Raw genomic sequence first — 26,371 nt, forward strand, 5'->3', positions numbered from 1 at the left:
CAGTGGTGAAAGATGAGTATTGGAAAAGTTGTCTTAGTAAGCGATCAGCCAATTACTACCGGGATAGTAGGTATGCTTGGGCTTTAGCAAAAGCGCTCTCAAAGAAACAAATTGATGTGAGTCTTATATATAACGGATATTTTGATCCTGGCTACAAAGGCGAATATTTTGACGTTATAGAATCTTCAATTTTTAAAAAAACAACTAATTATCTTGCCATTCCTCTGGCTAGAAAAATGAACTCGGTGGCCCTTAAATTCTACGCTAAAGAGTATGAAGATTCGATAGTGCATTTTTGCGGTTCAGATTATTCCGGCCTGAAATTGTTTAATAATACGGTAGCAACGATTCACGATGTAAGGTTTGATCTTTTATTCGACTTTAAAAGCGGTGGATTTATTCGCAACTTGCTCGATTCTATATATAGAGATTTTATAAACCTAAAGATGTTAAGGGATGTCCGGAGCGCAGCGAAAATTATTTCTATCAGCAACGTAGTTAAATCTCAATTAGAAAGACATAGGATAAGATCCCAAGTGATACATCATTGGATAGATTCCTCAGTCTTTAAAAAAAGAGATAAAGCACTATCAAGGAGGAAATTGGGGCTACCAGAAAATTCGAAGTTGATCTTAAATGTCAGTAATGGAACAAAAAATAAGGCGTTAAGCTTTCTTCAGGAAACCGTTAACTTATTACCTGAAGGATATATGTTAATAAAGATAGGAACTCCATTGAAGGGTAGGAATATCTTGAACGTTGGCAAAGTTCCAGATGAACTTTATCCGCTTTACTTTAATGCAAGTGATCTGTACCTGAATGTCTCGACTTTCGAGGGCTTTGGCATACCACAAATAGAGGCATTGGGATCTGGTTTGCCAGTATTAGCCAGAGATATTTCAATAAACAGGGAGGTTTTGGCTGAAGCAGGTATGTACTTTGATGCTTATATAGAACCCCCCCATGATCTTGCGCAAGTTGTCGTGCATTCCATTGAGGAATATGAAAGAGATGGATTGGGAGATAAGATGGAGAAAGTCGCCAGAAGGCTAAACGAGGACACCGCAATCAGCGAGTATTTGAAAGTGTACAGCTCTATAGGGCATTAACGGAGGCAGATGAATAATGAATTTTAAATTAAAGCTGGTCTTCAAAAAGCATGCTAATCTTGCAAGAGATGATCTGGGCGGAGATGGATTGAGGTACATAGCGTTCGTCATATTATTTATCGCTAATATATTATACATAGCATATTTTTCTTCACTTTCCCTTATGAGAATGTGGTCATTAAACGCCAGTGTATACGACCTTGGGGGGGTTGCAATGGAGCAGGGCTGGCTTGTCTTTCACACCCACTGGACTCTACATCTTTTTATTTCAGATTTTGGATTATATTCTGGAAGATTCCTTCTTTCTCCCCCCCTTTTTATTTTAGCGAATTTCAGTCTGATTCTCGTTGTGCAGACTGTTGCCATAGCAATACCGTCTTTTTTTGTTTACGGGATCGCTTTAAAGTTTATCGGAAAAAGGCTACCATCCCTTTTGATTTCACTATCGTACCTGATCTATTTCCCACTGGCCGGTATGAATCTGTTTGATTTCCACTACATGGCCTTCTTCCCATTGTTTTTCCTGGCAGCGGTGTACTATTATTTTGACAATAAGTATACGGCATCGTTGATCCTCTTTCTTGTTGCGGGCCTCGTCAAGTTCCCATTCATTGCATTTTCCGCTGGTTTCCTGATATTGGAAGGCATATCGCATCTACGGGCAAAGGAATTTAACCTACTCCCAGAGAACAAAAGGAAAACCATGTTCATAATCAGCGGCGTTTTGCTTTTCATGCTTGTTTTCGCCATATCTTATTATTCAGTGTCCTTGTTTGGGGGGGTATCTTCCTATCTTCATTCTGGACCGTTTCAATTCAGCAATGTAAGGGACGATATAGACAATAAGATCTTCACCCTTCTGCTGATATTCATGCCGTTCCTGGCGCTCCCATTGTGGTCTAAGTATTCCTTGCTCCTCATTCCCATTATGGCTTTTGCTCTTTTTTTCACCAACGGTGCATTTATGTTCCGGGCCTTTTTCACGATCAGTATTCCGCCATATTGGTGCCATTTGTGTATCTGGCGTTAATCGACGGTCTTGTAAACCTTAGCAGCGGATCAGATTCCATTAAACATATGCGGCAAGAAACGACTAGCGAAAATATCCGATCTGACAAAGATCTCAAGAAAATTGATGGAAGGTTTTTCCTGAAGGTTTCTGTTGCCCTTATCATTTCCATGATTCTCTTTGCCCTCGTGTTTCAGCCTTACGGGCCGCTAAACGCATCATCTCAGGATGATTACCACCTGTCTGCTATAAAATCGTACAATTATACCGTTTATGAGAACATGCTCAAGGTTGCATCCCTCATACCAAAAAACGTGAGTGCCTCCGAGATACTCGTGGAGAATAACATACCCTTCATCTTCCCTAGGTAGATAGCTACGGTCTTAACGTCTCTAATCCTCTAACTGCACCCTTAGAGGTGGACTACAATTATAACTTCTTTTATAATTTTACGGAACTTGGCCCCCCCGACGGAGAGTACATCCCAATCGTTCCCGAATATATAATTATGTATCCCTATGGAGGCATGTATAATCAGGGATACTGGGGGGGATATGCCGGCACAGATGGGCCATACCCTCATAACATATCAAATGCAGCTCTCATCGATCATCTTGTTTCAACGCACCATTACGGTATGGTGGCAGAGGCTAGTGGCATTTTTCTGCTAGAGCTGAATTATTCAGGCCCTCTTAGATTCTATGTCCCATTCAATTATTACTATCCGCCCAATTACTTTAACACCTATCCAGATTCAAGCCTTACGATGGCAGGGATTACTGGAACAGATATTAGAAACGGGGGACTATTCTGGGGCCAAACAGTATTACTTCCAGGCACCTACAATATTACCTTTTCCTTTACAGGAACCTCGCAGAGTTCGAATAACTCTTTGATCCTAAATGTTGCTCATGATAATGGATTGATCGACTTAGCCTCTAGAACTATATATCCCCCCCATAACCTCACCAGTCTCGATAACTTTAATGTAACTTTCACTGTGAGTACAGAAAGAATACTTGCATACACCATATATTCCGTATGGGTACCAAACTGGGAAGGAACTATAACCTTTACCGGTATACACGTCACACAGATCAAACCTCCAGGTCAAAATTAGCGCTACGTTGTTTCTCTATGCTGGTTTAAAGCTTATCGTTCATAACCTCAAAGCGTGACAGGTTGAATCAGGCATTCGAACAATGGAGATCGGATATTCAAAGCATAGAATAAACGCCCGGTTTCATCAAGATTATTTCAGAGGGGGGGGAATTTTCTATGCAGCCTGTACATGGAAAGTAGGTAAGAGAATGAAAGATAAGCTCTTTTTGAGATTAAAAGAACAATTCCCAAAAAAATATGCAATGATATGTGGGGGGGGATAATTTCCGGAAATGTGTACCCATTTGAAATAAGGGATGGCCTATTTGATCCTCTAGGCTGATCCACGTTTTTTCTGGGCAAAAGCAGAGTATAGGAAAATATAATATGACTTCCTCAGCACCTCAATATCCCTTATCTCCCTGTGCTGGAATATCTCCAGGAACAACGAATGCAACTTGACATTTTCCATAAGCTTATCCTCTCCCTTTATTCTGTATCTTTTGAAGTCGCCAGAGAGCGAGGTTATTCCTTCATTATGAACTCTATAAAATGTTAGTTTGTCGGTAATCCACCCAACATCATATCCACTGGCAAAAACACTATATAAGGCAAGGCTGTCATCCGATGTATTGAAAAATGAAAAATAGTCTAGATACCTTATCCCTGCACTTTTTCTAATGCTTATTGAACTGAGATTTCTGTCACAATTATTCCTTAGCGCATCCTTTAAACCGTTTGCAATAATTAAACGTGCATTTCTCCTGGGTAAATCATTGATTATATATGAATAGGCTTTTGGTATCTTCGCCTATTGTTAAGCTTCCGTTGTGGATCAAGCCGAGATTTTGGTTTTTCTTGAAGAGAGGCACTATGGTTTCAGCCCTGTCTTTAGCAATGATATCATCAACCAGAAAAAGAACAATGTTGGAGGATGCCTCCTTTACTCCGATCTCAACTAGTTCGCTCTTGTTCTTTGCCGTTTCAGCAAATATAATTTTGATCTTTCTGTCTTTATCAGTTAAGTTTAAGTGCTCTGCGGGCATCTTTGTCACTAAAATAATCTCTAAATTTTTAAAGTCTGATTCAGTGCGGATGATATCGCATCTTCCAGAAATGGCCTTTTAAAGAACGCGGTCAAGACAATCGTAGCCTTGGGAATAGTTAAAATCGCCTCCTCTTGCTTAAGATATAAAGCTGATCATAATACTTGCTTTCGAAATAGGCACGATTGCAGATGTCTTTAAGAACTCTAAATTCTCCTGTTCCAAACGAAGACGCAACGAAGTAGCCAAGCTTAAATTTTATCCATAGGGCGTCTCATGTTTTAGCAACTGACGATTTTCATTATCTCCCTTGGCTTTTCTCCTGCTTTCATGTTTGATACAACCACGAGATTGTATGCAATTGCCTTAAGGCCAATTGCAATATCATATGATCTGTTCCTTGTGTACCAGATATTCTCTGCCCTCATGATCTCTTCAAGTATTGAGAATGTCCTCTCTATTTCCCATCTCAGGGAATACAGCGAAGCGTATTCCCTGAGATCAATTCCGATCTTCCTGTTCATGGACAGTCTTTCAGGGATAATGCCCCTTCTTCTGTTTGTGTAAATCACAGGAAGAGAATGTGTGTTCTCGAACACATAATCGTATATGTCAGATGTATCATATGCTGAGTCTGCAAGAATATATGAGAAATTCCTGACAGAATCCACCAAGTCATGTGATACGCGTGAATTATGCATGTTACCTCTGGTAACAATCCAGTCCATGACAAGGAGGGAATCCACATCCAGTGACATATGGCACTTCCTGCCATATGTCCATCCCTTTGTTGTCTTGGACCATCCGCTCTCAGGATCCTTATAATTTCCCCCCGGTGTTTCATTCTCATTGCAGTGGAATGCTTGGATGTGTGGATCATGAAGGAATCCACCGCTGCAATTTCCTTCATAGAATACAGGAATACTATCTCACGGTTTATTGCATGCAGATCAAATTTCCTTGCTCTTCTTGACAGGGTCTGAAATGATGGTATCTCGCTGATGCGAATCATCCTGAGATATTCCTCATGATTGGTGAGGAATATCCTGGCTGATGGATAGGAAATTCCGGAAATCTGCAGCAGCACAAGAATCTTCAGGATCTGCCGATCTGTATATTTTCTTCTCCTCTGATCTGGCGAAACAATATTGTTTATGATATCCATTATCAATGGGATATGCTGCGTGGGCATATCCCAATATTCTCATTCTGTTAATAATGTTCGACATCTGTCTGACTACTCATGAAATGTGAGACGCCCTAACATGTATAACATTATTCTTAACCTTTGAAAGTGCATCATCGTTTCTCGCATATATGGCCTTGAAGCTACATTCCTTGGGTATCTCATCAACCATTTTATAGGTCTCATCGTAGTGCTGACCATGGTCGATGAAAAGCGCTGGAATCATATCCATCTTCAGCTCCTCGCACGTGGTCTTTACCAGATGCAGAACAACAGTGCTTTCCTTTCCTGCTGATCAGACAACAAATGGTCTTTTGAACCTCTGAAGCGCATTTCTGATTACGATCCTGTCTATATCCCTCTTGGCGTCAAGGGATAGGTGGCGCTCTGCCCTGACGGTAGTATCCATGATTGGCAGTAAACAGCATCTATATTAGTTTCTTCATTTAATCCCCTCCTCCCACTAGGTACGGGCAGGAAAATTCATGGGATCTGAATTCTAGCCTATGGCATCTGGTGGATACTGACTGAACGGCGAAGGCTGAATCCTCCACATGTCCAGTTAACTGCGAAATCACTGCGCCAATCGTATTGTACGTTAAGGAGCAAAGAAGTCAGGCAATTATGGATATTATTGCAATTGTTATAATAGTTGCATCATCTTTTAATTGTAAAAGTCATATATTATAATAATATTTTAATATGTTTTATTGATCCTAGGCAATGGCTCATGGAGGAAAATTGATAGATACGAGCAAGGCTACTCTGACCAACCGCACATTGAGGATCTCATTAACAAAGAGGATAGCGAAGCTTCTTGATGCGTCCCAAGGTGACATAATCGGGTTTTATCAGGCGGATGGTAAATTTACATCGCTGTCGTGAAATGACAGAATAAATAATTTTCAGGTATCATGCTGAAATGTAGGTCAACATTATATTGATAGTATCTGCGATCATAATTGCCTCGTCAGATCGGTTTGAACATTGTAAATGGAAGAAGATATTTCAGTAAAGATCCCTCGGGAAATGTCCATCAAGCAAAGCCGATTGCCATTATATTTTCCTCCATTTTCTATCTGCAATTTCTTCTAATGTATTTGAAATGGGATATAAATAAAGCTTGCTCCATGTTAGAATATGGCTGAAAAATTGACAGAGGTTAAGAATGCAAATAGGCCGGTAGGGCACATACGGTGGACGATAGTCCTCATGGTCTTTGGCTTCATAACGTTCGACTATATAGACCGTGGGCTTGTCACCTCAGCGCTTCCGGTGCTGACAACGGAATTCCATCTCAGCCCACTGCTTCAAGCAGCAATCGGAGACGGATTCACCTACGGATATCTTATAATGAATCCAGTAGTAGGATACATACTGGATCGCTATGGGGGGGCGAGGCTTTCAGTGACGAGATTTGGGCTTGGATGGGGGGGCGCAGTGCAGACCATAACCGCCGGAGCTTTCTCGGCAGCCTATCTGGTCATAGCGAGGGTGTTCCTGGGAATAATGGAAGCCGTAGGTTTCCCTGGGGGGGTCACAAAAATTACCGCGGAATGGATGCCTAGACAGGAAAAGGCAAGAAGTGGAACCATAGGGGGGGACAGCGGTGTCAACGTTGGAATAATACTCGGCTCCCTTCTCCTCCTTGGGGTCGACCTAATCATCCCATCCAGCATTGCATGGAGGTATGCGCTACTTATAAGCGGTATCCTGACCATCCTGCTTTCCTCTGCGCTGATCTTCATACTGTACGATACGCCTGAAAAGCATCCTAAAATCAGCAAGGAAGAACTTGACTATATAAGATCGAACCAGGAGAAAGCTGTTGAGCAGGTAAAGGCACCAGTGTCCAGCTGGTTCAGGACCAGCGATTACTGGGGGGGTTCCATGATGGGGGGGCTCGGTGCACAGGCTGGTATATTCTTCGGTCTCCTTACATGGCTTCCACTCTACCTCTATGAGCCAGGCATTTTACACTCACATTCACGCTGGCCTACACGGCACTGATATGGGGGCTTCGGATTCATAGGAGAGATAACCGGCGGTTTCGTCATAGACTACATAAACAGGACTCGCGGCCCAAACACCGGAATGAAGGTTGGCTTCACAGTGAGCTCGCTCGGCGTGACGTTCGGTCTCTTGGCAACAGCATTGGCAAGATCGCCTATCCTCGCAGTTGAGATCCTTGCGGCGACCTTCTTCTTCCTGAGGTGGTCTGGCATACAGTGGGCTGTAAGCTCATTCCTCGTACCCAAGGAGTATGCAGGACAGTGGGGGGGTGGCCACATAGGATTCTGGGAGACGCTGTGGGGGGGCATAATTGTACCTCTGGCCTTCGGGGGGGAGTTGCTGTCTGTTACGCACAAGTATACGCCCGGGATATACATGTTTGTGCTCATTGGCATCGTCTACTTCGTCGGCACAGTAATATTTACCAGGTACCGCCCACTGATGTTGAAAACGGCTGTTCCCTCTTAGGGACAGCATTTAACCTTTTTTGATACCTTTTTGGTTTAATGCATTAGATAACAAGTATATTAACAAATTTCGGTTTCTTTTTCATATGGCATCAGAGAAAATTGCTAAATCTGGAGCGGATATAATAGCCGAGTATCTCGAGAGAAATGGCGTTGAGTATGTCTTTACTCTGACAGGCCATACAATATTGAGTCTGTATGAAGCGATAAGAAAGACGAAGATAAAACTCATCGCCGTCAGGCACGAACAGATAGCAGCGCATGCCGCTGATGGTTATTTCCGGGCATCCCATAAGCCAGGCATCGTGATAACACATATCGGTCCGGGACTCCTCAACGCCACCACTGGTGTTGCCACGGCGGCACTCGATTCATCACCACTCATAGTAATATCTGGAGACGCCCCCGTCCGTTTATGAGGGAGCTGGACCACACCAGGAAATAAACCAGGTCACCGATCTGTCCCAGTATCTTGTATACGTTCCCTTTGTAAAGCGGGCTTGGAGAGTAAACCACGTGGAAAACATAGAGAGAATAATGGATCGTGCCTTCTCAATAGCTCTGGGTGGCAGGCCCGGAGTCTCGCTCGTTGATGTACCGATGGATATATTCGCATTAAAAACTGACAAGCATAGCCTATACACCACCAGGCACAGCCTGAACGAAGCCAGGTTTGCACCGGATCATGAGACCATAGAGAGAGCCGTTGATTTTATACTAAAGCATAAAAAGATACTCATACTGGCAGGCGGTGGTGTCAGGCTATCGGAGGCAGGCAGGGAGATTGCTGATCTGTCAGAGGCTCTGAACGCTCCAGTGGTTTCGACCATGGGAGGTAAGGGAACCTTTCCGGAGCACAATGAACGTGCGCTGGGCTTTCTCGGTGGCTGGGGGGGGAACCCCCCCTATGCCAACAGGGCATCGCTTGAGTCTGATCTCATAATAGCCGTCGGCACGAGGTTTGGAGAGGTAAATTCCAGCTCATGGATAGAGGGCTACACCTTTGATTTCAGCAAGACCCATTTGCTGCGCATAGATATTGACGAGAAGGAAAGATCAAAAGATTATCCGGAGGATATGTTCCTTCAGGGCGATGCCAAGACCACCCTGTCAGAGATCATCGCCGAACTGAAGAAGAGATCTGCCGCTCGGCCTGCTGCAAATTCAAGCTGGTACTCTGAGTTGAGAAAGGGCCTTGATGACTATTACAGGGACTTCATGAACTGTGAAATGGGCAGCGACAAGATAAAACCAAATTACGTAATACGTGTTCTCCAGGAGCTGATGGATGAAGACCGTTCCATATCGCTGATCACAGACGTCGGCTGGAGCAAGAACGGCATAGCGCAATATTTCAGGATAGACGATCCCCCCCTGAACTTCATCACCCCCCCAGGAGGCCTGGCGACCATGGGCTTTGCCCCAGGGGCGGCTGTCGGCTTCAAGATTGGAGCTCCAGACAGGAAAGTCATCGCAGTTGTTGGTGATGGTGGCTTCAGCTCAGCCATATCAGCGCTCTTCACTGCCGTTCAATACAGCATCCCTGTTGTTTTTCTGGTCATGAACAACTGGAGTTTCGGCACCATTCAGGGACTGCAGAGGTCATACTTTGACAGGAAATTCATAGGCACTGCCTTCACGGGTTCCGGAACTGATCTATACAATCCAGATTTCGTGAAGATAGCAGAGGCGTCCGGAGCCCTGGGATTTGATGTGAAGAACGGATCAGAACTCAAGGCTACTGTCAGAAAGGCCCTCAACGGAGGCAGACCTGCTGTCATAAACGTTCCAACCGATCTTGAACCCGATGTGCCGATAACAGGCCATTGGTCAATAACCGATATCTATGCGGGCAACGTGAAATACATGTTCGATAGAAGGTGAAGGAATGATAAACGCAGATCCTTACATAAACGGCGAATTTGTCAGATTCCCAAGCAGGAAGAAAACCATAAATCCTGCAACAATGCAGGGGGGGGTAACCGAATACAGCGAGGTGGATGAAGGAGGAGTGGAGAAGGCCCTTGCCTCAGCTGAGCATGCGTTCAGATCATGGAGCAGGACAAACGTGACCGAGAGGGCGGTATTTTTGAAGAAGGCGGCTGATTACATAGATGCACACAGACAGGATATAGCAGAGCTTATAACGGATGAAGAGGGAAAAACAATTGGTGAAGCCCTCAACGAGGTTAACAATGCCTACAAGGTCCTCTATTATTACTTCGGAGAGGGCAGACGCGTCACCTCTTACGTGGTTCAGAGCGAACAGAACGAGGTCTTCGCAGGAACGATACGCATGCCACTCGGTGTTGTATACGTTGTGAGTCCGTTCAATTCGCCATTCTCTATCCCATTCTGGAACATAGCTCCGGCTCTGCTGCATGGCAATACAGTGATATTCAAGCCCTCAAGCATAACCACGGGCGTCGGTTATATGGTATCAGTGGCGTTCCATGCGGCAGGCATACCGCCGGGAGTTTTCAATACCCTCTTCGGAAATTCGGACATGATATCGCAGAAGATACTCTCCAGGGAATCTGTCCAGGCCTTCGCATTTACTGGCGGAACTGAGGTCGGCAATAAGCTCTCAGAGATCAATGGCAGGTACAAGAGGAGGCAGATACTGGAACTTGGAGGAAAGGATCCGGCGATCGTGTGCGCTGATGCCAACCTGGACCTTGCCGTGTCAAGTCTGCTGTTCGCCTCATTCAGCAATGCCGGACAGAGATGCACGGCCGGATCGAGGATAATAGTCGAAGAAAAGGTTTACGATGAATTCAAGAAGAGGTTCGTGGAGGGTGTAAAAAAAATAAAGGTGGGGGGGGTATGGAAAGAACAGGGACGTGAAGATGGGCCCAGTGGCAGGCCACAGGCAGTATTCCAAGGTTAAATCGTACATCGAAGACGCAGTAAATCGTGGTGTGACCCTTGCTACACAGAGGAGGGAATACGCAGAGAACCCTGAGGGCTATTTCATCTATCCCACCGTCTTCTCAGAGGTTGACAAGGACGATGTTCTGTTTCAGGAAGAGATATTTGGCCCTGTTGCAGTCCTGACGCCTGCAAGGGATGTGGATGAGGCAATAGAGCTGGCAAACCACACGAAGTATGGCCTAGTATCTGCAATATACACAACCGATGTCAGAAAGGCGTTCAGGGCGATAGACGAAATACATGCTGGCGTTACTTTTGTAAACCAGGGCCCAACTGGCATAGAATATTCCCTTCCCTACCTCGGACATAAGGAATCTGGATTTGGGGGAGGAACTTGGCCTCACATCTATAATGAATTACACCAAGACGAAGAGCATATACATAGACTATTCCTACAGTGAAAGGCCATTTTTCTGGGATCTAAAATAGATTAAATTTTTAAAACTAATTTTATGTCTGCGGAGTTCAGTATCCGTGATCTGAGTTCACCGACGATCCTTTGTGCATCGGCAACAGCGACGGTCTTGGCCAGGGCATCAACGTTATTGTAAAGGATCTCCCTGGCCATCACAAAATCATTCGGTATGTATATTATCGACCGTGCAATGTCATCTCCCTCCTGACCAGATAGGCCTGATGCATGGCATACTCCTGCGATTCAAGGCCGTTTATGACGAATTCAGATCCAGAGGCTACCATTTCCGAAAGATGCTCGATCTCTGAAATTGTCTCTGCTGACCCCCCCACCGTATCAAGCACGCAGACAGGATCAGTGGAATATCCAATGGCCTCTTCCAGGCTACCGTAAACGCTATCCACATGTTCCCTGAGCTCGGATACCTTTCTTTCGATCTTCTCAACGATGCGGACGTCATTGAACCCGAGATATCTGGCAGTTATGTACGATGATATTCCAACGCTTCCTCCCCCCCCGATTATTATAAGACGGCGATCTCTGCTGGTAAACTTCCTGATGGCATGCACGGCAACGGCGATCGGCTCGATAAGTGGCGCGATCTCCGGATCTATTCTGTTGTCCACACGTATGGTGAACTTCGGATCAACATCGAAAAACTCCTGCATAGCTCCCTGGGCGTTGACGCCTATGCTGACCTTGTTCTTGCACGTGTTGTAATGGCCATGGCGGCAGTCTTCACACTCTCCACAGTAATAATTGGGCAAAACAACTATCCTGTCTCCCTCACCCAGGTGATCTCCGGCAAGATCCAGCCCATGGCCTTCCAGTATTTTCCCGGTTATCTCATGTCCCATTACCAGTCCATTGTAGACCTTACGCTTACCGGAAAGTATTGATTTATCCGACCCACATACACCTATGTAGTCTGGCTTTATCCTGATGTTTGGCGCCTGAAGAGGCTGGATGTCGCCTGACACCTTCTCAAAGCTGCCCTCAGCCTGATGGTAGATGATCCGCCACATATGATTCACAGATGCCTTAATCCTTTGGGAGCTCGCCCGGCGGAGTATAGGCCCAGAACAGAATGAGGGTCTCACTTCCCGTGTTCACGTGCCTGTGCATTACTCCCTTTGGAATAAACATGTAGTCGAACTTCTTGAACTTGGCCTGTTCATTGCCGCTGTAGACGATTCCTTCTCCCTGAATTACGAAGTCTATCTCCTCGGACTGCGGGTGGTTATGCATAGACGATGACTCGCCTGGCTCAAAATAGGTTATGCCAGAGACGAAATACTGCGAATTGACCAGATCCTTATCTATAGCCCTGAAGACTTTCCTTATGTATCCTTCCTTATCTCCAAGCCATATCTTCTTGCCATCCTTGATAGGGTCTATCACTTTTATTTCCATTCTTTCACCATATGATTAAACCGTTGTTTCTATATTACCGTTGATTATAACCTGTTAGAACTTCTATGCAAGCGGAACCCACATTTCAGGGCATGCAATGATTGACAATGACTATCTATTTGGCGTTCGATCAGCCACCTCAACGGAAGGTCTATCCTGTTTGATGCAAACTTAAAATATATCCCATTGCCTTAACAATCATGAAGAAGATTCTGGTTTTACATGGGGGTAAACCTGAACATGTTCGGTAAAAGGGATCCGAATGTATACGGAACGATAACGCTTGACGAGATAAACGATAAGATCAGAGAACTCGCTAAGGATCTTGGAGTGGACGTGGATATATTTCAGACCAATGATGAGGGAAAGATGTGCGAGCGTATCCACCGGGCTTCAATGGAGGATATTGACGCGGTTGTTATAAATGCCGGAGCATGGACGCACTATAGCTACGCCATAAGGGATGCGCTGGCCATACTGAAGGTACCAATCATAGAGGTGCATATGTCTAATATACACGCGAGGGAAGAATTCAGGCACACATCCGTCATAGCACCCATAGCGAAAGGGCAGATAACCGGGTTCGGCGTTGGAAGCTATCTCCTGGGACTGAGGCTGCCGTTGAATATTGCCAGTGATCATCGGAATATGACATCTCCGGTTCTGAGCTTCACATAGGGTCACTTGCTGAATAGGGACCTCATAACCTTCCTTTCGGCATTACGAATGTGATACAGCACCGTTGGTTTTGACAATCCAGTATCCCTCGATATATCTTCTAGGCTGAACTGCCGGGGCCAAGTGTAGAAACCTGAGGTGAATGCTGCCCTTATGATCTTCTTCTCAAGCGGCGTTAGATCCGTCACGAGTACATTGCTGAACAGAGATTTTATATTGTCAATGATGGAATCGCCATCCCTTATCCGGAGGTAATCCATAGTGACCACATCATTATGGGACTTCACCGCATCTATTATGTAATCAAGGCTCTCCTTTGTGAAGAGCAGCACATTAAACGTTTCTATCCCACCATCGGCGTAGGTTGGAAAGATAGGAATGCCACCATTGGCCGTTATGGATGGTATTATGCCATGAGAATGCTTCACGCCTGTTATGAATGTGTATAGTTTGCCCTTCACTATTGAAAAATTCTCAAAATCCTTGCTGAAGGCCTTTTTCATGTCCACAACATCATTTGCCACGGTAAAGGCGACTATGTAATTGAAATTTGATGAACTGTTCACCGCATTGATCGAGATTATTTTTTCTCCAGCCTGTGAAGCAGCTCTGGAGAGCCCGCAATCACTTTTTATGGAGAAATTCATAAAGTACATATACACTAATCACGCACACGTTATTTATATGTTATGTTTTAGTTCCCATTAAGATCCCAGCCCACCATGTCTGCTGAGATCATATATATAAAATATCGATCATTAAGAAACACTCTTTGACCAGCTGCTTAGGATAACGTGGCAAGAAAAGGAACATAGCGAGTAATATTGTTCCAAATATCAGACTTGTTCCGAATATTTCAAGATGCTTTTTATGCCAAATATAGAATACCAAGTGATCGGTCCATAATTGAATGTATGTATGACTGACATTACGTTACCGATGATAGAGAACTGGAAGAAGCGGTCCCTTAATAAAGATACACGGCAGTATTCCTGGATGCAATGTTCTTCTTCCTCGGGAGGGATACGGTACAGAAGGAATGCAAGATATTCGCCATGGGTATAAGCGAATACGGACACTATGAGATATACAGCTTACAGGAAGGCTCCCATCAATCTGCATGAAAGCGGAGTGGAAGAACCTCTGCTGGTCGTAGAGGATGGTTTGCCTGGAATAGAAGGGGGGGAGATAAAACAGTTCTATCCAAGGGCGGACTTTCAGCTATGAACCTTCGAATCCAAGATACGGGTATCCGACAGGAGCGAAGCTAACAGTGATCTTAGGGAAATATTCCTTTCCGGATCCAAGCACGAGGCGATCAGGGTGCCCCGATGAGTTCAGGAATAAGTGGTCACCGAAGTACCCGAAACCGGTATGCAGCATGGAGAAGAATTTAAGGATCGTTATTGAAACACTATGAATACCCAAAATTTATCCGAAGGTTGGTACATTCCACTAATATATTATAAATAGGGTGTTCTCACATTTCCCAGATGACTCGACGCGTGCCTAAGATCATCAGGCAGAGTTAAGCGAGTTTCCAATACTGTAGATTTCCAAGAAAGGTTTGTGTACAAACTTGTGGTGATATCAAGCATCGGATCGATAGGGGGGGAGAGATGTGATGAAGCTAAATCGCTGAGCGCTATAACATGAGACCCCCTATAATATAAAGAATGAACGAGGAAATACGGAGAAGGATCAAAATAATCACTTCAATAACATCTTCGTATGAGAGAGAAGGAATTTTAGTTTTCCTAGGAGATGCAACCGAGACTGACCTAATGGCACTAAAAAATACTCTGCATGTCCTATCAGATGGGCATTTTAGAAGAATAGATTATTTCGGAAATAGGGAATTGGGTAAAAGATTTGAAGAAGCGTATAATATAGAAATGAATTTTATAGGTAAGGTGGATAGGGAAGAACTCATAAGGCAGTATGCTTCCCACGCCTTAACGATCGCACCCATATTTAATTGTAACTTTGAAATTTTGAAATGGTACCTATTCAGAGTCTGCTTTCTGGAACGCCTGTCATCAGCTTCACCACAGCCCTTTATGGAAGTAACCGGTAAATGCGAGATGGTTGCCAACATAAACAATCCCGGTGAGATGAGGAGAAAATCTAGGATATGGCATGAAATCGATAACAGACAGAGGAAGAAAATTAAAGAGACTATCTTAGAAAAGATGGACTCTGAAAGGGTTGCGAGGGATCTTATGACCTTCCTGGTGACGTAAGCAGTGGTTGAGCTAAATACCCGAGTGGCCCCCCCGCTTTGTCTATGGCGAGTGCCTTCCAGTATCGATTCTGAACCCAAAACGCGAGGCACACTTCCAGACACTGTGCTGAAGGTGTGCCGTTTAATCTAGAAGCTACAGGGAAAACAAAATCACCTGCGACATATGGACAGTGCTCTTTTCTTTGGTGTCGATACGAGAACGGACGCACTATCGAGTTCTGTTAACCTTTAGGACACAAACTGACCATATCTCGAACGACGAGATCATTTCGATTTCGATATGCATTGCCAAATGTAAGTTAATGCATAAATGAGTAAGGCAGTGAGCATTCTGATGGCCCTAACGAGGGTTAGGGAGCCAGGCAGCTGCGCTCGATCCTTCCGGAATTGCCAGATATTTAAAAGGAAAATTTATCCTTGGACACTCTGGTTTCTGTTTAACATTTATCCTCAACTTCCCATTCACCTTCCTACTCGTGCCCAGCACTACTGTGCTCTTCATTATGAGATCCTTGGACCTGCATTAATAACAACATAATCTGCTGCAACGAATACGTAGCTCAGATCGATCCTAATCCTCCTTTCGGCGTGGGGAACACAGAGGAAGACAGACAGCCTTGCAGTCGAAGGAGGTTTGAAGGATGACGAAGCCTATCCTATCGCGAGCACTATCAAGCCCCCATTCCTGAACTCTGGATCTAAGATCGGCACCCTGCCCGATAAGAGAGCATTAATCTTATCCCCGAAGATATTGATGCCCACCACACTGTTACCCTAGTTCGCCAGGCATATAGGTGTGACAAGACCTACTTAACCGAGGGCGACCACGCCTGTTCTCAATCTGCATTCTGCCTCATCCAATAGATCGCCATCATGAGCCCCCTCGTCAAGACCGATATTAGACTCCCATCCAAGCAGTCCCCCTTACCGTTGTTATGTCAACTACCAACCTGTCAGGATCGTCCTTTCTCCTATGCTTTTATACGAACTGGGCCCCGAACAACAAAGATACCTTATCCCTATGTGAGTTTCAAGATCTTAACCTCCTTTAGCGACCCAGCATTGGGTATCTCGCTATACAGGCTGTCCCTGATTATCACTGACCAAGTAACCTGTAGCAAGTCTTGGACATATAAGAACGCCATTGTCTCCATTCCGCCACCTTGTAACGTTATGTCCTCGTGACTCTGGGCCGAGTATATGAACCTCTGCACCACACGTCCGTAAACGCCATCAGTCCTTGTCCAGAGGCAGTAGAAACTGAACTGCCGCTGTATCCTCGTGTCCAGGCCATAGCTCCTGTGGTACGCCATTGTAAGCGCTCCGGAAGAACACTTACGTTGGTCTTAGTATCTCCTGGCACCCCAAGTATCTCAAACAGCCGTAGCAGCTCTCGGGTGTCGGTACCACCTGAGCACCGCCGTAAGTTTTCAAAGAGAAGGCGTACGAGAACTTGGAATCATGCGCTCTTGCCGGTACAGGCAGGTGATATGCGCCCAGTGAGTTGGATGTAAACGTTTCTACGGGCTTGATGTGTGGTCATCTGGCGACAGGCTAGGCGCCAGGTGGGCTATGCAGTCGTACCTATCATCTATGTCTGTTTCCTCAACTTTGCCCCCCCTAATGATCCTGACCCTTTGCGGGACATTGTCCCTTCAGTACGTTGAGAAATTATCGATGACCTTTACGTAGAACCCTTCCTCAAATGCCTTTTCCGCTAGGTGTGAGCCGATGGAGCCGTTCCCGCCAGATTTAAGGATCCTCTCCATCCCGGCGTGATAAACCTGTTACATATTTGATTTTTATGTGACACTGCATATGCGGGCGATAAATGTCATTCAGGCACTCCATCCCCCCCCTCAGCATCTGCGACCACTTCCTTGCCGTCTCGTCCAAGGTGAAGCGCTCCGCGAACTCCCTAGAAGCCCTTGAGAACCTGTCCAGATTACCTATTATATCTAGTATCCTATCCGGGAATTCACTAATGTTATTGACTAGGTAACCGTTGTAGCCATCCTGTATGACGTCAACAAGCCCGGGTACACGGAAGGCCACGGTCGGAGTGCCAGAAGCACAGGCCTCAATCACAGAGTATCCCCCCCAACCCTCAGTCACGGAGAAGTGCAGGTTCACCCATGATTCCCTCAGTAGCCTAGCTAGCTCTTGATCGCTTACCCTGCCGGTGAACACTATGTTGTATCCCTTATCCCTTACCATCTCCCTCATTTCGTCCAGTAGAGTGCCATTCCCTACCACAAACAAGGTTAGATCTGGAACACTACCTAGAAGGGATTCGTAAACAATCTATTGCGTACATTGGCCCCCCCTTGTGGGCCCTGAACCCCCCCCAAAGTAAATGAGCTGGGGGGGGTGCTTTACTTTCTCGCCCGGGTGGAACAATTCCAGATCCACTCCTGGAGGTATTCTTATTATGTTCTCTCCCCCCCTAACTCCCAGCCATTTGAGATCACTTTCGGATGTCCTCGATTCAGTAACAAAGTGCTCGTTCCCGTAAATCCAGGGATACAGGCGTTCGATGAAGGATATGGTGCGTGCCAAAATTAAATTGACCTGCCCCGGAAGAGATCTGGCATGTAGGTGACGGAAGAATACGATAACTTTCTTTTTTTGTGAACCAAGGCGAACACCACGGGATAGCGTGGCCTAGGTCATCGATTATCACATCTGGATCGATCCTCCTGATCATCCTGCCGACGAGCAGGTGGGCCACCACGTTCCCCCTGATCCTGTGTATCTTTACTCCTTCGATCTCCTCAAAGGGCATCAGGTTTCCTGGATTGACGGATACTACGTTCACTTCAACTCCCATCTTAACGAGGCGTCTGCCCACCTCGTAAATGGTCCTCTCCGCCCCCCCTCCGGCCCTCGGGTGCCTGATGTCCCTGTGCGCGAACCACAGAACCTTCACATCGCGGTTAAAGGCGAAGTCAGTAATTGCTGTTTCCTATCAGTGCATGCTAACAATAGAACTATTCATTTCCCTGTGACGCGGACACTGAAATGGTCTGGATTCTTTCCTTTACGTACCTATCGTGAAGTAACTTCAAATCGTCCTGACTGGATACCTGGTCTATATTTCCCATGATTAACCCTATGGTATCGAACCAGATCTTCGCTTCAGCGACTCCCAGCCTAGATGTCAACCTCATCAGTTTCTTGATCCTCTCAATGCGTTTATAGTCGAGTTCAAAGCCCATTGCCTTGAGCACCAGGGGGGGACTGAACAAGACGTCAATCAATCTGATCCTCATGCTAATTGGGTCATTGCTCCTTGAAAGCGAGTTCTGATCGCCTGTGATCCTAGCGTCAATATTGGATATTATTGTAGTTAGACCCTTCCTGAACGCATGAATGGCAGCATATGATTCATAGCACGATCCAGTGGTTTTTCGAACTCTGGCAGGATTAGGTCCGAGACAGCCTCACGCCTCCATGCCATGTTCATCCCAACAGGAGCCATTGACCTTGGATTGCTAGAACAGCGAGAGGGGAATCCGCAGAGGTACCCAGCAGAGTTGAAGAACACCGAATATGTTCGCATACCTGGATCTATTGGTTGGTTGTCCAGAAGATAAGTAAGTCTTAGAAACTGTGGGAACTTTCCTGCCAGACTCCCTGTAACGGGGAGTTGACCATTTATGAGACCGCCTACCAAACCGATCTCACTTGATCTCTCAAATACCTCCACATAGCGTTCAATATGTTCAGGTGATACTGATACATCGTCGTCCAGGTTGATGTTTATCGCCTCACTCACCTTAAAGGCCAGATTCATCGCATTGAGGATTCCTTTGCCCTCCTGCTCAAGCACATTTAGCTTTAACTCGTATACATCCCTTAGGTACCGGTATGCTATTCCCTCCCCCCCCGTGGTACTATGAGATTTACTTCAAAGTCACCGAACGTCTGCCCCTGCAGTTCTCCAAGGAGATGTTCCAGTAAATGGATTCTGGCAGGGATAGTCGGAATTGTTATGCTGACACCCACACCTTGGCATAAGAGAGCAGGCTAATAACCATTGTGAAAAAGTCTTTAATGAATTCTTCCAGTTTAAGCTCCGACAAAGGTTGCATCCGAATAATTGTTCAGAGTTATCAGATACAGTCTGTGTTGCCTAACATCCACTGGTTCCATCTTTTACGATATTCCCTATTGTGAATAAGTTATATGTTGCTGTACTCAAATCAAAGATTACTTTCTGAAGATTAAGCATCACCCATGTTTATGATCCGTTTCCACCTTTCCATTACCTTCTCCGAGTAGTTCTTCTCTATGTAATCAATGGTTCTCTCCTTCATTTTTTCAACCCTGTCTTCTCCATTCACTAGTTCCAAGAGGGTATCTGAAAAGTCACCTATTTCTGAGATAAAGACGGGAAGGCCTTCCTTTTCTAGTCCGAAGACACCGGCAGGTGTCGATAAAACAGGAACACCAAGAGAGAGAGCGTGCAGAACCTTAGTTTTTATTCCTTTCCTGTACTTCTCGAGTATAGGGGGCAAGAACCAAATAGCTATGCCTTATGAGTGTGTTTAGCTGCGGTTCTGTCAAGAATCCCATGTAAACACACAGATCGTCATCCTCATACGCATCGGTTCCCTTGCCAGCAAATACAAATTTACATGTATCGTTAAGGTTTCTGAACTTCGGAACAATGTCACGTGTAATGTAATTCAAAGAATCCACATTTGGTCATAATCCATATTACCAAAAAGAGCAATATTTTCATGGATGTGAACTTCTTCCGTAGAAGGTTCTCAAACTCCCTGTCATCGATCATGTTTGAGTTGAATACAGGTGGAATGACAATGATCTTGTTAATCGGAACATTGAACAAGTGCGAGAACTCTCCTGCTTCCTCTTTGTTAGCAATAACCGTAAAGTCTGCATTCCTGGATCTCTTCAAGAAGTGAAATATAACCCTCGACTTTATATTCTTCTTGCAACGTGCAATATTTAGCAAGGGGGGGTCGTCAACAAAGTTTATCCACTCATTACCTAGTAGCCTGGCGAAATACCCCAGAAGCGTCAAGCTCCATCCTCCAGTTATGACAATACGTTTCCTTCTGTGATTTCTAAGCAGCACTGCTAATATCCATATATGAAACAGTAAGAAAGATAACATATGTGAAATCTCATAAACCCTATCACACAATTCGCAATACTTAACACTGTCAGTTAGCTCGATAGGAGTATCCTTGGTTGATCCTAGTCCCTGAAGTACCCCCCCTATATTCCTGAACAAATTATGAAGGTACAGGATATTCATGGAAAAATGTCTTGATCCTCCTCCATCCACAGGCCAGATCCTGTAATAGTTAACAAAAAAAATCCCTTTGCTCATCTTCCCAACACCCTCCACATTTCAGCATTACAAGAATGTTCATTTCTGGGCTCGTCTTAATTCTTTCGTATATCATCCTGAGGCTATCCTGGCCCATTTTTCAGCACGAGCAATCACATACTACGATAGAACCTGCCATTCAGGCTACCACTGTACGCACCTCATTTACCCGTAAATGACAAACTGCTCCTTTGGATCCGAGTGTGGGCTTCATGGTGCCGAGACGTTATCTTGTTGACTTTCGGGTGACTTATGTTTACAAAATTGTCCTACGAGTGCCATAGATCATCAGGTGGAACCAATCGGAACTCTAATCCTGTAAATCTCTACCGGCGAGGATTATGTATAACCTCGTTCCAACGTCAAAAGTTAAACTCGTAAGGGCGCACATAGAGAGGCTGAATTGCTAATCGCTATAACACGAGACACCCTAGTACACGTAGTACATTTGAAGTTCTGTACCTCAGGCTCTGTAGTTTCCACTATATTATATAACTGTACCATTACACTAAATCTAGTTCGCTAAATGTGGGCTACGTTGGGGGGGCGTAACTAAATTTCATTACTGTTTAATATCGAGACGTGTTTTGGCCACTTAGTGCTGGCGAAGGTTCAGGTGCTGAGAAAGGCGTTGGCCCTGCTGCCCCCTTATCAGGAGGAATATAGAGGAACCTGAGACAAGGAAAGTCCTAGCATACATGTCTACACCAACATCAGCTACGATTAAGATAGGGTTCAGGAACGGGCCGAAGGTAAGTGTCACTCGGACTACCCTAATCACTGTCCTTCACCTTTTCGACCTGAATAAGAAATTAAGGGTCATAGGGGGGGAAAAAGAGATAATCGAGCTCTCTGAGTTCTGTCTGGGGGGGCTGGATCTAAAGCTGCGTTCCGCCCTGGGCCTTGAATATACGAACTTTTCTGCTGGAGGGAGATTCGGCGTCAAAGAAGCCTTTCTTTACATGCTTGTCAGAAAATACAGGCCCAACAGACTAATCGAAACAGGTGTGGCTCAGGGGGGGGTAAGTAGCTCGGTCATACTCAAAGCAATAACTGTAAACGGGGGAAGGTCACCTCACGTCCATTGACCTGCCAACTTACAGCCGAGCAGGCAGGATGAATGCTGATGGCGTGCTTGACAGGGCACATGTAGACCCGTCTCTTGGGCCTGGTTGGGTGGTCCCCCCCAAAGATCTCAGAACTAACTGGAGCCTGATCCTGGGTGACAGCAAAGAGAAGCTCAAAGAACTGGGCGGCGACATAGACTTCTTCTTCCATGACAGCGAGCACTCTTACAGTCACATGATGCTCGAGTACGAGTGGGCCCTAGGCCACATGAGGAGTGGCGTGATATGCAGCGATGACATATCCTGGAACAGGGCCTTCATGGACTTCAGAAAAAACCATGGCCTCAAAGAGATAGAGTGGGCGAAAGACCTCGACTTTGGAGCGGTGAGTGTGGAGAACTATTAGGTGCTCTCGATGAATACAATATCCGTGGTCATTAGGTCCATCGAATTTCACAGTGACCTCAATTTGAGACTGATCACGCTAATTGGCAGGAGTGACCGAATAATAAATGTAGTCCGGGGGGGTTGCAAATATGAAGTCCAAGATCCAAGACTGACGATTCTTGTGGAACCCACGGATCGCTTTGAGGCGTTCTTCTCCGCACTTAAGGTAGTTGACACCGAATATGTCCTGCTGATCGACGAAGACCAAATCCCTTCAGAAAAGCTGTTTGATGAACTTAGGAACATAAAGGCCGATTTCGCTATAGTGCCGGAGAGGAGCATCAACCGGAACATTTGCGGCCGAATGATGGACATTAAGAGGAAGAGGGTTGAGGAACTCGCGAAAATGTCTCTGGATCCCCCCCTCCAGAGGGCAGTGCCGAGGTTTTACAGGACAGATATCCTAAAGGCTGCTCTGAATGGAGTTGATAGCAGGTTCGCGCCACACGAGGACTCTTTTATATTCAGCAGGGTGCTGGAAACCACGAAAAGTTACACAGTTCTGAAGTCTGTTTTGTACAACTATGACGTCAGCTTGAGGACATACATGTTAAAGTCCTACAAATACGGAGCAGCTCTGGGGAGGAATGAAAACCCAACCCTTGGGAAGTTCGCTCTTAAGATGGATCTCAGCATAATGATCGGTAGGCAGATGATCTCGCTTACCCCCCCAATAGACCTGGTAAGGGCCTTTCCTTACGCTCTTGGCTATCTTGTCGGTAAGTTCAGAAGAAGAGGCATTTCCCGACACTCTTGATTGCCACACAGGGAGAGTGCCCACTATCTGTATATAAAAACGACTAGCATTCATAACATCGATCTTGTGACTGACATAATGTCATTCATTACCATTTTTATTACTGGCTGGGAATCTCGTGCTTTATATTGGAAACTCCTGGCAAGCCTAGCTTGGTATGGTTTTTCTTCAGCTCCTAAAACATAGCCGTTAATTTCTCATACGGATTTATAATGCAGATAATTGGGCCTTCGCCTCTCTTTGCGATTGCTCATAAATTCAGAGTACATAAAAGATAAAGAATCATAAAGCATTAAGTGCCTTAGCGAAACAATATAACCCTTAGCTGAAAGAAAAATTTTTGAGGCGACAAACAAATTGGAAAGGGTGAAGGTCTCACTGATATTGCCATCCCAAAAATCACGCTTCTCCAATCTTTATGAGGTCTACACAGACCTGTCAAGCGGACTCACCAGGATAGGGGTAGAAAGCCAGATAGTGTGGGTCAGAACCGATGATAAGCTGAGAATCCCCCCCTTCGGTGAACTGATCAGGACTGACGGCAAGGAAAGGTATCCGTTCGGTAGTGCGATAGAGGTCGACGGATCACAGCTGCGTACGACACTCGATGAACTCCAAAGGGAAGGCTCATTCATAGTTGGCGTCGATGACTACTGGTTCATGAACTGGCTTGGTGACCAGCACATAAGGAATCTGGCAATTTGGGCACACTACTTCTACGGCCATACGTTCCTGTTCAAGCGCTACCGGAATGCAGCGGGTGGCCTTGTACGGATGGCTACCGGGTACCTGCCCAATGAACTGGCCATCAGAACGGCAAGGTTTTACACAAGACCGATGTTTCTGCACCCAGTCTTCGCCCAGTCCCTCTGGACTTCGATGCTCCTAGAAAGGTTTTTAACGGTTAGTGTGAAGGGTGTACTGTATATCCCTGTCGAAGCGAAGCTGTACGAGAATGCCCTTAGAAAGGAAAAGAGTGGGATCCTGGCCTTTATTGGGGGGGGCCCTAAGGACACTGATCTGTCGGCGCTGGACAGTACACTCAAAATCATGGCCCAAAGAAACGAACTTATCGATTTCTTCGGCGATGAGAAATTTGGACTCAAGTTTGGAGAGATTTATGGATGGAAAATGAATTTCATAGGGAAGGTGGAGAGGACAGAGCTGATAAGAAACTATGCCGAGCACGAGGTTGTGATCTCGCCGATCTTCAACGGCACTTTCGAAATGGTGCTATTCAGAGTCTGCTTTCTGGAACGCCTGTCATCAGCTTCACCCAGCCGTTTATGGAGGTTGTGGGCCCAAGCGAAATGGTGGCCAACATAAACAATCCCGGTGAGATGAGGAGAAAATCTTCCATCTGGAAATGTTTAGACCAGGATACTGTAAAACGAGTCAAAGAAAGAATACTGGAAAAGATGGAATCTTCCAAGGTAGCGAGGGACCTTGTCACCATGTTGCAGGACCTGTTCATGAGAGAGTTTTAAAGCGATTGACGGAATTATCTGTCTAGTTCCTACTCAGCCTGTTATACTAGTCGCAGTCACTTATAACTGCATCTTCTAATATATTATTATCTAACGAAGAAAATAATCTTATAATATACGCTTTTTTAGTCAAGCACACAGAACTTTCGTCCCTAGAGCTTGGCATCATGAATGACCTATGCGCTGTTGATTGTTAGCGCGCTTATCTACATGCAAAATAAATAAGAGGATTCGCAACCTTAACGATAAGTTAAGAGAGCACGATAAAGAAAACAAAACATACCTAGGGATGACAGGACTCAATGAAAGACGATCTCTTCGTGCTGTGTCGTCAACAAAAGAATTATATAAATATGTGTTCAGCAGGGTGCGGGCTTCAGAAGAGAAACGCCTAGGATAGATGGGATTAGAGGACTAAACTTTAATTCGTACAATATTTTAATAAAGGTAATGTACCTAATGAATGATTGTACATATGGAGTTCTAATTTGTGCCTATTATCTTAGGACACTGGAACTCCCATTTATCTCAGTCAATGATTGGATGAGCCCATTTAAGATTTTGTATACTGTTTTTTAACTAATATCTCTTTGCTCTGTACTGAGCGAGCAGATAGCTAATAGTAACGAATAGACGCGTTGAGATCATTATCAAAAAAAAGAAGACATAACTTAGGAATCTCGGGGGGTGGTTGCCGGAATAACGGATCCACTTGAAATGCCTGTACATATTTATAATAAAAGATTCACTGAACCACGGTGTGAAAATGCACTCGTATGCCATTCTAAGAGTAAGGTAATAAGAAAGACGTAGCCTCTGAACCTCGATGAGTTGTTCACTATTGAACAATCGGAGAAAGCTTCATGTGCGCCCACGTCACTTGCTAACTTCTCACGCAAGTGTCTAAGATAATCCCCAAAGGAGTGTCCGATGTAACCTGTTACACTGGATGCGTGTCTCCTGTAGTACGTGAGCTTTTCCGGGAGACCTAAAACGTAATTCCCGCTGTCCAGCGCGCAGTACAGAAAAAAAGTGTCATCCGCGGCTTCAATGGATTTTAGACCTTGTAGATAGTTTGATGCTATGTCTTTTTTAATGGACACTGAGCTTAGGTTCATGTCTAAATCATTTCTAGTGGCTACTGCCACTGACCCGGTTAATATCGATATACCTCTGTCTGAATTTCTACTAGAATTCCTTACAATGTTTCTGGCAGATTTCTCGGGACCACGTTCAAACACATTTACGAAGTCATTATGAATAAATCCAACCTCTGGATGTTCTTGAAATGCTTTCAATATCGTTTCGACTTTGCGCTCTGAAAAAAAGTCATCGTCGTCAAGGAATATTACGATATCGGTGTTTACTTGATTTATACCAGTGAATAGCAAATCACATTTGTTCCTAGCCTGCTCATCGATCACAACCTTAACATGATCCTTGTAGTCATTGAACTCTTCCTGAGAATAGTACTTTGAGACGACTAACAGTATGTCGAATTCCTTCGCTGTCTGCTTAAGAACGGAATCCAATGCCTCCTGAAGATATCCTCGCCTCTCAAACGCGGTAATGAGGACAGTGGCCCGATCCATGCACTAGACCCCCTGGCTTCTCTTTGTCAATATCTCGAAAGCA

Annotated in this window: 26 protein-coding genes and 4 pseudogenes; 15 read left to right on the forward strand and 15 right to left on the reverse strand. The window is 45.1% G+C overall.

All coding sequences use genetic code 11. The annotated features are described in order from the left end of the window. Positions 1 to 2 precede the first annotated feature (2 nt). The 4 genes from JCM13583_RS01945 to JCM13583_RS11825 are packed head-to-tail and all read left to right on the forward strand — an operon-like array spanning position 3 to position 3,238. Entirely contained in the window at positions 3 to 1,109 is a 1,107-nt protein-coding gene (locus tag JCM13583_RS01945; protein ID WP_075056491.1) for a glycosyltransferase, read from the forward strand. 16 nt (positions 1,110 to 1,125) lie between these two features. After that, positions 1,126 to 2,139: a DUF2079 domain-containing protein gene (locus JCM13583_RS01950; RefSeq protein ID WP_075056492.1), complete on the forward strand. Its 1,014-nt coding sequence runs from the start codon at positions 1,126 to 1,128 to the stop codon at positions 2,137 to 2,139. Further along, a complete protein-coding gene (locus JCM13583_RS01955) occupies positions 2,115 to 2,489 on the forward strand; it encodes a hypothetical protein (protein ID WP_162509220.1) in 375 nt (124 codons plus the stop codon). The genes JCM13583_RS01950 and JCM13583_RS01955 overlap by 25 nt, the downstream gene beginning before the upstream one ends. Positions 2,490 to 2,536: 47 nt before the next feature. Further along, the gene (locus JCM13583_RS11825) at positions 2,537 to 3,238 is read left to right on the forward strand and encodes a hypothetical protein (RefSeq protein ID WP_162509221.1); all 702 of its coding nucleotides are present in this window, start codon (positions 2,537 to 2,539) and stop codon (positions 3,236 to 3,238) included. A 315-nt stretch (positions 3,239 to 3,553) separates the two neighbouring features. Here JCM13583_RS11825 and JCM13583_RS13590 read toward each other — a convergent pair whose 3' ends face one another. The 4 genes and pseudogenes from JCM13583_RS13590 to JCM13583_RS01970 form a co-directional block, all read right to left on the reverse strand. After that, on the reverse strand, positions 3,554 to 3,691 hold the full coding sequence (locus tag JCM13583_RS13590) for a hypothetical protein (RefSeq protein WP_171823355.1): 138 nt from the start codon (positions 3,689 to 3,691) through the stop codon (positions 3,554 to 3,556). A gap of 301 nt (positions 3,692 to 3,992) precedes the next feature. Continuing rightward, positions 3,993 to 4,265: a glycosyltransferase family 2 protein gene (locus tag JCM13583_RS01960; protein WP_162509222.1), complete on the reverse strand. Its 273-nt coding sequence runs from the start codon at positions 4,263 to 4,265 to the stop codon at positions 3,993 to 3,995. A 281-nt stretch (positions 4,266 to 4,546) separates the two neighbouring features. Further along, positions 4,547 to 5,457: pseudogene (locus JCM13583_RS11830) on the reverse strand (transposase). Between the two features lie 49 nt (positions 5,458 to 5,506). Continuing rightward, the gene (locus tag JCM13583_RS01970; RefSeq protein WP_162509223.1) at positions 5,507 to 5,719 is read right to left on the reverse strand and encodes a hypothetical protein; all 213 of its coding nucleotides are present in this window, start codon (positions 5,717 to 5,719) and stop codon (positions 5,507 to 5,509) included. A 944-nt stretch (positions 5,720 to 6,663) separates the two neighbouring features. On the opposite strand from JCM13583_RS01970, the pseudogene JCM13583_RS01975 reads away from it, so the two are divergent. The 4 genes and pseudogenes from JCM13583_RS01975 to JCM13583_RS01990 all read left to right on the forward strand — a co-directional run bounded on the left by JCM13583_RS01975 (position 6,664) and on the right by JCM13583_RS01990 (position 11,266). Continuing rightward, positions 6,664 to 7,932, forward strand: a pseudogene (locus tag JCM13583_RS01975) (MFS transporter). Between the two features lie 85 nt (positions 7,933 to 8,017). Next, positions 8,018 to 9,815, forward strand: a pseudogene (locus tag JCM13583_RS01980) (thiamine pyrophosphate-binding protein). A 4-nt stretch (positions 9,816 to 9,819) separates the two neighbouring features. Next, positions 9,820 to 10,821: an aldehyde dehydrogenase family protein gene (locus tag JCM13583_RS01985; RefSeq protein ID WP_075056496.1), complete on the forward strand. Its 1,002-nt coding sequence runs from the start codon at positions 9,820 to 9,822 to the stop codon at positions 10,819 to 10,821. Continuing rightward, the gene (locus tag JCM13583_RS01990; RefSeq protein ID WP_171823356.1) at positions 10,790 to 11,266 is read left to right on the forward strand and encodes an aldehyde dehydrogenase family protein; all 477 of its coding nucleotides are present in this window, start codon (positions 10,790 to 10,792) and stop codon (positions 11,264 to 11,266) included. Before JCM13583_RS01985 ends, JCM13583_RS01990 begins: the two co-directional genes overlap by 32 nt. Before the next feature lie 29 nt (positions 11,267 to 11,295). Here JCM13583_RS01990 and JCM13583_RS13595 read toward each other — a convergent pair whose 3' ends face one another. From JCM13583_RS13595 to JCM13583_RS02000, 3 genes are all read right to left on the reverse strand, one after another. Then, entirely contained in the window at positions 11,296 to 11,433 is a 138-nt protein-coding gene (locus tag JCM13583_RS13595; protein WP_171823357.1) for a hypothetical protein, read from the reverse strand. Positions 11,434 to 11,456: 23 nt separating this feature from the next. Next, entirely contained in the window at positions 11,457 to 12,260 is an 804-nt protein-coding gene (locus tag JCM13583_RS01995; protein ID WP_171823358.1) for an alcohol dehydrogenase catalytic domain-containing protein, read from the reverse strand. Between the two features lie 61 nt (positions 12,261 to 12,321). Beyond that, positions 12,322 to 12,693, reverse strand: a complete 372-nt coding sequence (locus JCM13583_RS02000; protein WP_075056499.1) for a cupin domain-containing protein — start codon at positions 12,691 to 12,693, stop codon at positions 12,322 to 12,324. Positions 12,694 to 12,915: 222 nt separating this feature from the next. On the opposite strand from JCM13583_RS02000, the gene aroQ reads away from it, so the two are divergent. Further along, positions 12,916 to 13,371 carry a type II 3-dehydroquinate dehydratase gene (aroQ, locus tag JCM13583_RS02005; RefSeq protein ID WP_162509225.1) on the forward strand — a complete coding sequence of 152 codons (456 nt, stop codon included), beginning with the start codon at positions 12,916 to 12,918 and terminating at the stop codon, positions 13,369 to 13,371. A gap of 2 nt (positions 13,372 to 13,373) precedes the next feature. Here aroQ and JCM13583_RS02010 read toward each other — a convergent pair whose 3' ends face one another. Then, positions 13,374 to 14,027: a helix-turn-helix domain-containing protein gene (locus JCM13583_RS02010; RefSeq protein ID WP_162509226.1), complete on the reverse strand. Its 654-nt coding sequence runs from the start codon at positions 14,025 to 14,027 to the stop codon at positions 13,374 to 13,376. A gap of 1,020 nt (positions 14,028 to 15,047) precedes the next feature. Here JCM13583_RS02010 and JCM13583_RS02015 point away from each other — a divergent pair. Then, the gene (locus tag JCM13583_RS02015; protein ID WP_075056501.1) at positions 15,048 to 15,614 is read left to right on the forward strand and encodes a hypothetical protein; all 567 of its coding nucleotides are present in this window, start codon (positions 15,048 to 15,050) and stop codon (positions 15,612 to 15,614) included. 1,021 nt (positions 15,615 to 16,635) lie between these two features. Here the strand turns inward: JCM13583_RS02015 and JCM13583_RS02020 are convergent. From JCM13583_RS02020 to JCM13583_RS02050, 6 genes and pseudogenes are all read right to left on the reverse strand, one after another. Then, positions 16,636 to 16,929 (reverse strand): NAD-dependent epimerase/dehydratase family protein, encoded by a 294-nt coding sequence (locus JCM13583_RS02020; RefSeq protein ID WP_075056502.1) that lies wholly within the window; start codon positions 16,927 to 16,929, stop codon positions 16,636 to 16,638. Positions 16,930 to 17,368: 439 nt separating this feature from the next. Continuing rightward, positions 17,369 to 18,545 (reverse strand): annotated as a pseudogene (locus tag JCM13583_RS11835) (glycosyltransferase family 4 protein). A 61-nt stretch (positions 18,546 to 18,606) separates the two neighbouring features. After that, positions 18,607 to 18,846: a hypothetical protein gene (locus JCM13583_RS02035; RefSeq protein ID WP_162509227.1), complete on the reverse strand. Its 240-nt coding sequence runs from the start codon at positions 18,844 to 18,846 to the stop codon at positions 18,607 to 18,609. Positions 18,847 to 18,965: 119 nt separating this feature from the next. Next, positions 18,966 to 19,448 (reverse strand): glycosyltransferase family 2 protein, encoded by a 483-nt coding sequence (locus tag JCM13583_RS02040; protein WP_075056506.1) that lies wholly within the window; start codon positions 19,446 to 19,448, stop codon positions 18,966 to 18,968. A 394-nt stretch (positions 19,449 to 19,842) separates the two neighbouring features. Next, complete coding sequence (locus JCM13583_RS02045) at positions 19,843 to 20,136, reverse strand: glycosyltransferase (RefSeq protein WP_075056507.1); 294 nt, start codon at positions 20,134 to 20,136, stop codon at positions 19,843 to 19,845. A gap of 155 nt (positions 20,137 to 20,291) precedes the next feature. Continuing rightward, entirely contained in the window at positions 20,292 to 20,996 is a 705-nt protein-coding gene (locus tag JCM13583_RS02050) for a hypothetical protein (RefSeq protein ID WP_075056508.1), read from the reverse strand. A gap of 680 nt (positions 20,997 to 21,676) precedes the next feature. Here JCM13583_RS02050 and JCM13583_RS02055 point away from each other — a divergent pair. The 5 genes from JCM13583_RS02055 to JCM13583_RS13600 all read left to right on the forward strand — a co-directional run bounded on the left by JCM13583_RS02055 (position 21,677) and on the right by JCM13583_RS13600 (position 24,736). Next, the gene (locus tag JCM13583_RS02055) at positions 21,677 to 22,066 is read left to right on the forward strand and encodes a hypothetical protein (RefSeq protein WP_075056509.1); all 390 of its coding nucleotides are present in this window, start codon (positions 21,677 to 21,679) and stop codon (positions 22,064 to 22,066) included. A 28-nt stretch (positions 22,067 to 22,094) separates the two neighbouring features. After that, entirely contained in the window at positions 22,095 to 22,451 is a 357-nt protein-coding gene (locus tag JCM13583_RS02060) for a class I SAM-dependent methyltransferase (RefSeq protein ID WP_075056510.1), read from the forward strand. A gap of 162 nt (positions 22,452 to 22,613) precedes the next feature. Beyond that, on the forward strand, positions 22,614 to 23,249 hold the full coding sequence (locus JCM13583_RS02065; protein WP_162509228.1) for a hypothetical protein: 636 nt from the start codon (positions 22,614 to 22,616) through the stop codon (positions 23,247 to 23,249). A gap of 366 nt (positions 23,250 to 23,615) precedes the next feature. Further along, a complete protein-coding gene (locus JCM13583_RS02070; protein WP_075056512.1) occupies positions 23,616 to 24,575 on the forward strand; it encodes a hypothetical protein in 960 nt (319 codons plus the stop codon). After that, positions 24,560 to 24,736, forward strand: coding sequence for a hypothetical protein (locus JCM13583_RS13600; protein WP_171823359.1), 177 nt, complete (start codon positions 24,560 to 24,562; stop codon positions 24,734 to 24,736). The genes JCM13583_RS02070 and JCM13583_RS13600 overlap by 16 nt, the downstream gene beginning before the upstream one ends. Positions 24,737 to 25,467: 731 nt before the next feature. On the opposite strand, the gene JCM13583_RS02075 is transcribed toward JCM13583_RS13600, so the two are convergent. Beyond that, positions 25,468 to 26,328 carry a glycosyltransferase gene (locus tag JCM13583_RS02075; RefSeq protein WP_075056513.1) on the reverse strand — a complete coding sequence of 287 codons (861 nt, stop codon included), beginning with the start codon at positions 26,326 to 26,328 and terminating at the stop codon, positions 25,468 to 25,470. Positions 26,329 to 26,371 lie beyond the last annotated feature (43 nt).

The sequence above is a fragment of the Thermogymnomonas acidicola JCM 13583 genome, from assembly GCF_001316105.1.
Taxonomy (GTDB): domain Archaea; phylum Thermoplasmatota; class Thermoplasmata; order Thermoplasmatales; family Thermoplasmataceae; genus Thermogymnomonas; species Thermogymnomonas acidicola.